We start from the raw sequence: 9,262 nt of genomic DNA, 5'->3' as shown, positions 1-9,262 counted from the left end.
TTTTGCTAGTCTAGAGCCTTTCCAAAATGACAATTGGTTTGTGCTGCTGCCTTTTTCACCTGTGCCAGTGCCCGAATGAAATGTTTTTGCTGACCAACAGTCAATCCGGAAATCTGAAAGTTTTCCAGCGCACGTACGGTATGGATACCGTAATAGCTATGCTGAGGAATATACTTTTTACCCAATAAATCCTGTTCGATTCTGTGCAAATCAATTTGAAGCATATTGTCCATATTGTGATGTACTCTTGGCGATGATGTACCCAAAGGGTTCCTTCCACTATGCGCAGTCAAAGCTCAAACGAACAGAAAACTTTAGGATGATATTTGCAACAAGATGTGTCTAATTTACACACGTTGTTAGTCTTGTAATGCTATGTAAGTCAATTTTGTTTTAACTCGACACATCCGCAGAAACATACCTGCAGAGACCGGTGCAAAATCCAGATCATTATCGAAAATTAAAAATGATAATTTTCAAATAATGCGTTGCACGCAACAGTCCGGCCTGAAAATTACCTTCCAATTTATAGCCAATTTCTTCTCTTAGTAGCTTTGCTCCCTTTTTATATGGCTTTTCACGCCATACTTCCGCAATAGTCTTAGGCAGAGCAGCGATTTTTTGCTACCATCTTGGCTTTCGAAATATTTGCGATTTTTTACTGCATATGACCTCATCTTATCAGCAACAACTGGATGCCAAAGTTGCCCGCATCAGCGAACAATTTGCCGAATATCAACCACCTGCCCTAGAAGTATTTGAGTCGCCTGAACAGTACTATCGCATGCGTGCTGAATTCCGGATCTGGCATACTGAAGATGACCTGTTTTATGCCATGTTTGAACGCGATGAAAATGGCAACAAGAAAATCATCCGTATCGATGAATTTCCTGTCGCTGACCGCCGTATCAATACCCTGATGCCACAACTGATTGAAGCATTTAAAGCAGATGCCGAACTAAAAACTCGCCTGTTTGAAGTGCACTTTCTGGCAACTTTGAAAGGTGAGGTGCTGGTATCCTTGATCTATCACCGTAAACTGGATGAAAACTGGGAAGCGACTGCCAAAGCACTGGCTGAAAAACTGAATATCAAAGTCATCGGTCGCAGCCGTGGCCAAAAGTTTATCTTGAGCGATGAGTTTGTCGTAGAAGAACTGAGCGTATTCGATCGCAAATATCAGTATAAACAGATCGAAAGCAGCTTTACCCAGCCGAATGCTCAGGTCTGCCAGAAAATGCTGGAATGGGCATGCAATGCTGCACAGAAATCCGATAAAGATTTATTAGAACTTTACTGCGGTAATGGTAACTTTACCCTGCCACTCTCCACCCGCTTCCGTCGTGTACTGGCGACTGAACTGGCAAAATCTTCAGTCTATGCCGCTGAATGGAATATCCAGCAAAACGGTATTGAGAGTATTCAGGTGGCCCGTTTGTCTGCAGAAGAATTTACTCAAGCCTACAACGGCGAGCGTACGTTCCGTCGTTTACAGGAAGCCAATATCGACTTGTCTACTTATGACTTCGATACGGTGTTTGTCGATCCACCACGTGCCGGTGTGGATGATGAAACACTGAAACTGCTGCAGCGTTTTACACGGATCATCTATATTTCGTGTAATCCAGATACCTTACATGCTAATTTGAAACAACTGACACAGACCCATAAAATCACCAAGTTTGCGATGTTTGATCAGTTCCCATACACCTATCATGTCGAGTCTGGCGTGCTGCTCGAAAAAATTTAAACAATTTGTTTCTGAAGCATCTTGTCACAGCTAAATGAGGCCGAATAAGGCCTCATTTTTATTGCCAATTTATCGTTTGAAAATAATGGACTTAGTTAAACCATGAATTAGGACTAATTGGAATAAGGCTTAAATTCTGAACCATCATCGGAAAATCTGCAGTTCAACTGCTGCTTTTCTCACTTTTGCAGTATTGCTTTATTTAAAATATTGTCTATATTTCAAGCTATGTTAGGTCATACATGAAGGCTCTATGAGTTTTTGGCAAAAGTTGTTCGCAAATGAACAGCAAAACGAACACAAGAATCAAATTGCTTGTGTTGAAAATGATTGCGCTTGCAAGTCCAATGAACAGCTTCTTGAAGCTTTGGCGAAAGCCACTGATGAAGATACGATTATCGGCATTAAAAAAGTTCTTGCTTCCCGTGGCTATAGCCGTAAAGAACTCAATGAGCTGCAGCACTTACCACTCCAGTAAGCCGCAAAATTTATAAATAAAAAAGCATCTGTGCAAGCAGATGCTTTTTTATTTCTATTAATTAACAAGCTGCTCTAGTTCTGAATTAACCCTAACATTGGATATGAGTTGAAGGTCGGTTACCAAGAGCATTTTGAAATTTGCTTAGGCTATTTCAAACTCTCCCTCAAACTGCTTATCTTTTCTTCATCAACCTTTACTTAACTCATCAGTTCGATGAATTTTTCCTCTTAAACATCGATAAAGTCACAAAAAAAGGCTAAACTCAGATTTTTGATACATTTGTATATCATTTAGCATTCAAGGCATATGCAACAGACTCAGCGTTTCCCCTTAGGTGCCCACCTTATGGTCAAACATTTCGGCTATACCCATCATGGTATTTATGCCGGACGAGGTCGTGTTATCCATTATTCCGGCTTTGCGCATTTATTTAAAAAGCATCCGATCGAAATCACTTCCATCGAAAAATTCAGCCACGGCAAACCGATTCTGGTGCAGGAATATTCCAATCCTAAATACAAAGGCCGTAAAGTCGTGCGCCGTATGCGTTCCCGCATGCATGAAAATAACTATCACCTGATTATCAATAACTGTGAGCATTTGTGTACTTGGGCAATTACCGGGGTGGAAAGCAGCCCACAGGTGACCCGTATGATGAATCGCCTGACAACGATTGGTTATATTAGTTCAGTGATGAGCTTTATGAACAGCATGTTCCTGACCATCACCACCACCAGCTTTGCACTGGCGCTGTATATCAAGAAAAAACTGCATGACAAGGCCAAAATGCGTATGCAGCAATATCGAGAACTGAAAGAACAATTCAGCCAGGAACATCCTGACCTTAGCCATCTGAAAAAGCGCTAACTCAAAATAAAGCCCCATATCAAAGGGGCTGTTAGTATTCGAGACCTTTAAATAAGTTTAGCTTAACTGCCCTTTATATGCTTTTAAGGGTTCAGGAATTTCTTTACCCAGTGAGCTTAGTGTTTCTCGTTCCACTAGCCTTACAATAGAATCCAGCGCCAGATCGTTGTCCTGTAAACCGAATGGTTCTTCTAACTCGGAACTCAGTTCATCTAATCCTAAAAATAGATAAGCAATTAAGGCTACCAGTATAGGCGTCCAAAGACCTAAATTAGTTTCCAGACTAAATGGCAGGATAAAACAGAAGGAATACACGGCTCGATGCAGCAACACTGAATAGGAAAATGGCAACGGCGTTGACAGAATCCGGTCACAGCCCGCCTGGATATTACCCAAAGCTACTGTATGCTGGTTGAGATTATTATAGAGGATATCGGAGATCTGCCCAGATTGATAACATGCTACCAGCTGTTTCTGCATTTGTTCCAACACCCACTGAGCTGGATTCACCTGTTGGGTGATCTGCTCAAAATCAGCAGCATCAAATTGAGTAGTATTACGATAATGCTCAATATTGGTTGACTGCTGACGCAAACGATCTCGCAGCAAATGGGTAAATAGCATCATTCGTGATAACAATATTTCCCGCTCCTGACTCTCCAGCACAAAGGTATCACGGCTTAGATGACGAGTTGTCGCAATCAAAGCACCCCAGAGTTTACGCCCTTCCCACCAGCGGTCATAACAGGCATTGTTCCGGAAACTGAGAAAGATCGAAAGAATTACACCAAAAATAGTAAAGCCAATGGCAGGCACTGCAGGCAGACTGACATAGTGCTCCTGACGTAAATAGACCAATATTCCGGAAATTAGGATTACTGAGACTAGTGCCGGTAACACCTTAGGCAAAATAGTGCCATACCAGGCGAACAGCAGGCTAAAACTATTACTTTTATCACGGACAATCATCTTGTTATTTTTTGCTCCATAGAAAAAGCCCAACCGAGGTTGGGCCATCTCAAGTATTTAAGATCATATGTGCGAAAGCCTAAAAGGAAATATCTTCCTTTTCTAACCTCCGCGATATGAATCAATCATTCACCATTTATTTGCCTGGTTTAAAGCTATCTTTCAAATCCAGGATACGGTTGAAGACTGGTTTTTCAGGGCTGTGATCATAACGATCAGCCACGAAATAGCCTTCACGTTCGAACTGGAAGCGGTCTTCAGGTTTAGCTTCCGCTAAAGCAGGTTCAATCACTGCTTGAACGACTTTCAATGAATCCGGGTTCAGGTTCTCAAGGAAATCTTCACCTTCTTCTGGATCAGCTTTGGTGAACAAACGGTCGTAAATACGTACTTCTGCTGGTACACCCTTAGCTGCAGATACCCAGTGAATCACACCTTTCACCTTACGACCTTCAGGATTTTTACCTAAAGTCTCTGGGTCGATTGAACATTTCAGCTCAACCACTTCACCATTTTCGTCTTTAATGACTTCATCACACTTAACTACATAAGCATGACGCAGACGAACTTCACCGCCCGGGATCAGACGTTTAAAACCTTTCGGTGGCTCTTCTTCAAAGTCTTTACGATCAATGTAGATTTCAGAAGTTAATGGAATCACACGTTCGCCCATATCCACGTTTGGATGGCGTGCATGTTTCAGATCCATGTCTGCAGGCAAGTTAGTCAGTGTCACTTTCAATGGATTCAGCACTGCCATACCACGTGCTGCAGTATTCTCCAGAGACTGACGGATACAGTATTCCAGCATTGCCACATCAACGATACTGCCATCCACTTTAGACACGCCTACACGCTTACAGAAGTCACGCAGACCTTCAGGCGTAAAACCGCGACGGCGCATACCCACTACGGTTGGCATACGTGGGTCATCCCAACCATTCACATAACTACCTTCAACTAGCTTACGCAGCTTACGTTTAGAAGTAATGGTGTAGTCGACATTCAGACGGCTAGATTCGTATTGACGTGGAACTGCTGGTGATTTCACCTTCTCAACCACCCAATCGTAGAATGGACGATGATCTTGGAATTCCAACGTACACAGCGAATGAGTCACGCCTTCAATGGCATCCGATAATGGGTGCGCATAGTCGTACATTGGGTAGATTTTCCATTTATCGCCAGTCTGATGGTGCTCAGAATGCAGGATACGGTATAGGATTGGGTCACGCATATGCACATTTGGAGACGCCATATCAATTTTAGCACGCAGCACAGCCTGACCTTCAGCATATTCACCATTGCGCATTTTTTCAAAGCGCTCCAGGTTTTCTTCCACAGTTGCGTCGCGTTGTGGCGAGTTTTTACCAGGCTCTACAAAGTTACCGCGATTGATACGGATTTCTTCAGGCGTCTGTAAGTCAACATAGGCATCACCCTGTTTGATCAACTGGATTGCCCATTGATAAAGCTGGTCAAAATAGCTAGATGCATAGCGAGGTTCGCCATTCCACTGGAAACCCAGCCATTTCACATCATTGGCAATACCATCAACATATTCTTGTTCTTCTGCATCTGGGTTGGTATCGTCAAAACGCAGGTTGCATAGGCCACCGAATTCTTCAGCAATACCAAAGTTCAGGCAAATCGCTTTTACGTGACCGATGTGCAGGTAACCATTTGGCTCAGGCGGGAAACGTGTCACCACTTGCTGGGTACGGCCTGCAGCTAGGTCATCAGTGATTACCTGACGCACAAAGTCTAAGCCCGGCTGTTGTTCCTGCTGCTGCGCTGAATCGACTGCATTGTTATTTTGGGTCGGGTTCTCTGGCAGAGATGTAACAACATCATTTGGCTTCATGATTAATCATTCACTTCTAAAGTTAAAAATTAAGGGTTTTATGTCATATTGCGGGGAGACTTCGCACGCGCCACAAAGCATAAACTAAAGTCCCTTAGTTTAACTTTAGGTGATCAATCTCTCAACTGCTAACTGTGGCATTTGTTCCCTATTCAATCATTTTAAAATTGCCATGAGTCTATCTCATTTCAATACTCAGAAAATGAAAGAGATAGTAGAGTTGATATACGCTGAATTATCAGGAGACTTTCCCTTGGGAGATTCTAGGCAGCCAACTTATAAAAGTCTTCGGCCATTTGATTTGGTGTCTTAAAACCCAAACCCTTTTGAATTCTTCGATGATTATAAAATAACTCAATGTATTTTATAATATCTGCTTTGGCTTCTTCTCTGGTTTGATAGTTGTAATGATGCACTAACTCATTTTTCAGTATTCCCCAAAAGCTTTCAATCGGTGCATTATCGTAACAGTCTCCGCGCTTGCTCATTGAACCTTGAAAACCATATTGCTCAAGTATATTTCGATATTCATGGCTGCAATATTGACTTCCTCTGTCTGAATGCACAATCAGTTCTTTGGTTGGTTTTTGATTGTGAATAGCCATATTTAGCGCATTACAAACAAGCTGTGTTGTCATGCGCTCATTTAAGCTATAGCCAACCACTTGCTTCGTGTAAAGGTCTTTTACCGCTGCTAAATACAGCCATCCTTCAACAGTCCATATGTACGTAATATCACTTGACCATGCTTGATTTGGTCTAGTCATTGAGAATTGTTGCTCCAGCAGGTTTTCATAGATCGCTCGATTATGGTCACTATTCGTAGTCCTTTTAAAACGCTTGTGTCGCTTACAATACAGGTGGTTCAGCGCTTTTATCTGACGTACAGCGTACATACTCATTTTTATACCCTGAGCTTGTAAGTATTTGGTTAATCGAATATAACCATAGCTCTGCCTTGTCTCCTCATGGGCTATTTTCACCAATATCGTCTGTTGATTTCGTTGAATCGTTCTTTTGCTCACGCCTCTCTTGAGCCAATCATAAAAACATGAAACTGAAACATGAAGTAATCGAGCCATTAAGGTAATTGGAAAAGAATATCTTTTTTTGTTTCATATAGGCGTACCTTACTGACTTTCTTTGGCAAAGTACGCTGCTGCCTTTTTTAAAAATTCACGTTCCATTTCAGCTATTTTGAGCTGTTGTTTGAGTTTTTTATTTTCTTCGAGTAGAGCGTTTAGATCAGGTGAATACTGTTTTGTACCTGCTAAAGTTCCAGCCTTTGCTTTGGTATTCCAATTTGAAAGAGTTTGCATTGAAATGCTAAGTTGTCTAGCTGTTTCCGAGACATTGCCTTGATTGGCTTCAATTAATTTGATGGCTTCAGCTTTAAATTCTGTGGTGTAAGTCTTGTGTTTCTTGCTCATGGTAAACTCCTGATGAGTGTGTTTAGTTTACCAAGTTAAAACCTCCTGTTTTTTCAGTACACATCAAGTCATAAAAGTCAGCATGACCGTATATCGCTGTTTAAGAAAAGAAACATTTTCTAGTATTAAAATATGGCATTGTTAAAACATGCAAAGCACAAAATTTTCCCAATTTACCGGTGAGCACAATGCATAAATAAAATACGATTTTCAGGATTTTACCGAAGAAAAGTATATTTTTACTTGCCTTGTCGATTACAGTTTGCTTATGCTTCTCTCATTCAAAAAAACCATGACATTTATGTCATGATCAGGAGATTACACAATGAGTTTTCCTCAAGTCGAATTAAACACCAATAAAGGTCGTATTGTTCTTGAATTAAACGCTGAAAAAGCACCTAAAACAGTGGCAAACTTCTTAGAATATGTACGTGACGGTTTTTATGACGGCGTAATTTTCCACCGCGTTATTGACGGCTTCATGATCCAGGGCGGCGGCTTTGACGAAAACTTTAAAGAAAAAGCAACTCGCGACGCGATTGAAAACGAAGCGGACAACGGTCTAAGCAATGACGTAGGTACAATTGCTATGGCACGTACTCAAGCGCCTCACTCTGCTTCTGCCCAGTTCTTCATTAACGTGAAAAACAACTCTTTCCTGAACCACACTGGTAAAACTGCACAAGGTTGGGGTTATGCAGTATTTGGTAAAGTGGTTGAAGGTATGGACGTTGTGAACGAAATCAAAGGCGTTCGTACTGGCAACCGTGGCTACCACGCTGACGTTCCTCTAGAGAACGTTGTGATTGAATCTGCAAAAATCATTTCTGAATAATTTTTAATCCTCCCTAACCCTCCTTTTTCAAAGGAGAGAACATCCATAAAAAATGGGATTCTCCTCCCTTTATCAAAGGGAGGCTGGGAGGGATTAAATACAAAGGAAAAGATTTGTGACCCATCTGTTTATCGCCGATTTACATTTGTCACCTGATCACCCTCGACTCGTTCGGGGGTTTTTAGATTTACTGAATGCCTATCAAGACAAGCAGACCCAATTGTACATTCTCGGTGACTGGTTTAATGCCTGGATTGGGGATGACTATACTGCCCCGTGGCTGGATGAAATCGTTGTGCGTTTAAAGCAGTTTACCAAAGCAGGAAATCAGGTTTATTTTCTAGCCGGAAACCGTGATTTTGCTTTGGGTCAAGATTTCCTTAAGCAGTTTTCTGGTCAATTGCTTCCGGATGTTCAGCTCCTCAATATTGCTGGCAAAAAGATTCGGATTGAACATGGTGATGCCCTCTGTACCGATGATGTCGGTTATCAACGTTTCCGTAAATTTATCCGTCAACCTTGGCTGATTAGCTTATTAAGAAAAATGCCGCTCTCCTTCCGTGCCCGACTAGCGCAAGGCTTCCGCAAGAAGAGCCATGAAGCACAGCAGTTTAAAAGCTATGAAGTCATGGATGTGAATCAGAGTGCTGTTAAAGATGCTTTAAAAGATGTGGATCTGTTAATTCATGGGCATACTCATCGTGCCAATATTCATGATGTGGATGGCAAGAAGCGGATTGTACTAGGTGACTGGAAAGAGGATACAGCACAAATTTTGGAGCTGACGAATGAGCCTGAGCAGGAAATTAAACTGAAAACCTGGTCTTATTAAGCAGGTTAAGATAAAAGGCCTGAATAAGTAATATTTTTTGAATTAGGCTATTTTTAATATTTACCCTTAGAAACCTGAACTCATCACTTTATAAAGAATCAACTCTCCTCTATATCCATCATTTTTTATAAGTCCATCATTAATTTTTCTATATATCTAATCTGATAAAGTTCGAGATTTTTATTATTTATCATTTCTCACCTAGCCCTCTACGGTAAGCGTCCGCTGAACCCC

7 protein-coding genes and 2 pseudogenes are annotated in these 9,262 nt (G+C 41.5%); 5 read left to right on the top strand and 4 right to left on the bottom strand.

From position 1 onward, the window contains the following. Window positions 1–17 precede the first annotated feature (17 nt). Window positions 18–233 (bottom strand): annotated as a pseudogene (aspA, locus tag GW12_RS10575) (aspartate ammonia-lyase); the annotation flags it as partial. A gap of 434 nt (window positions 234–667) precedes the next feature. On the opposite strand from aspA, the gene trmA reads away from it, so the two are divergent. The 3 genes from trmA (at window position 668) to GW12_RS10560 (ending at window position 3,098) form a co-directional block, all read left to right on the top strand. Then, entirely contained in the window at window positions 668–1,750 is a 1,083-nt protein-coding gene (trmA, locus tag GW12_RS10570) for a tRNA (uridine(54)-C5)-methyltransferase TrmA (protein ID WP_034587299.1), read from the top strand. A gap of 253 nt (window positions 1,751–2,003) precedes the next feature. Then, window positions 2,004–2,228, top strand: a complete 225-nt coding sequence (locus tag GW12_RS10565) for a hypothetical protein (protein ID WP_034587298.1) — start codon at window positions 2,004–2,006, stop codon at window positions 2,226–2,228. Window positions 2,229–2,537: 309 nt separating this feature from the next. Beyond that, complete coding sequence (locus tag GW12_RS10560) at window positions 2,538–3,098, top strand: lecithin retinol acyltransferase family protein (RefSeq protein ID WP_034587296.1); 561 nt, start codon at window positions 2,538–2,540, stop codon at window positions 3,096–3,098. 57 nt (window positions 3,099–3,155) lie between these two features. On the opposite strand, the gene GW12_RS10555 is transcribed toward GW12_RS10560, so the two are convergent. From GW12_RS10555 to GW12_RS10545, 3 genes and pseudogenes are all read right to left on the bottom strand, one after another. Then, complete coding sequence (locus tag GW12_RS10555) at window positions 3,156–4,067, bottom strand: bestrophin family protein (RefSeq protein ID WP_034587295.1); 912 nt, start codon at window positions 4,065–4,067, stop codon at window positions 3,156–3,158. 136 nt (window positions 4,068–4,203) lie between these two features. Next, window positions 4,204–5,931 carry a glutamine--tRNA ligase/YqeY domain fusion protein gene (locus GW12_RS10550; protein WP_034587294.1) on the bottom strand — a complete coding sequence of 576 codons (1,728 nt, stop codon included), beginning with the start codon at window positions 5,929–5,931 and terminating at the stop codon, window positions 4,204–4,206. Window positions 5,932–6,194: 263 nt separating this feature from the next. Further along, window positions 6,195–7,361 (bottom strand): annotated as a pseudogene (locus GW12_RS10545) (IS3-like element ISAba22 family transposase). 325 nt (window positions 7,362–7,686) lie between these two features. Between GW12_RS10545 and GW12_RS10535 the strand changes: the two are divergent. Beyond that, window positions 7,687–8,196, top strand: coding sequence for a peptidylprolyl isomerase (locus GW12_RS10535; protein WP_034587288.1), 510 nt, complete (start codon window positions 7,687–7,689; stop codon window positions 8,194–8,196). A gap of 115 nt (window positions 8,197–8,311) precedes the next feature. After that, complete coding sequence (locus tag GW12_RS10530) at window positions 8,312–9,028, top strand: UDP-2,3-diacylglucosamine diphosphatase (RefSeq protein WP_034587286.1); 717 nt, start codon at window positions 8,312–8,314, stop codon at window positions 9,026–9,028. Window positions 9,029–9,262: the final 234 nt, after the last annotated feature.

The organism is Acinetobacter sp. HR7, assembly GCF_000773685.1.
GTDB classification, from domain to species: Bacteria; Pseudomonadota; Gammaproteobacteria; order Pseudomonadales; family Moraxellaceae; genus Acinetobacter; species Acinetobacter thermotolerans.
Note: the sequence above shows the minus strand (reverse complement) of the source record. Positions and strands in the feature narration are given on the sequence as shown.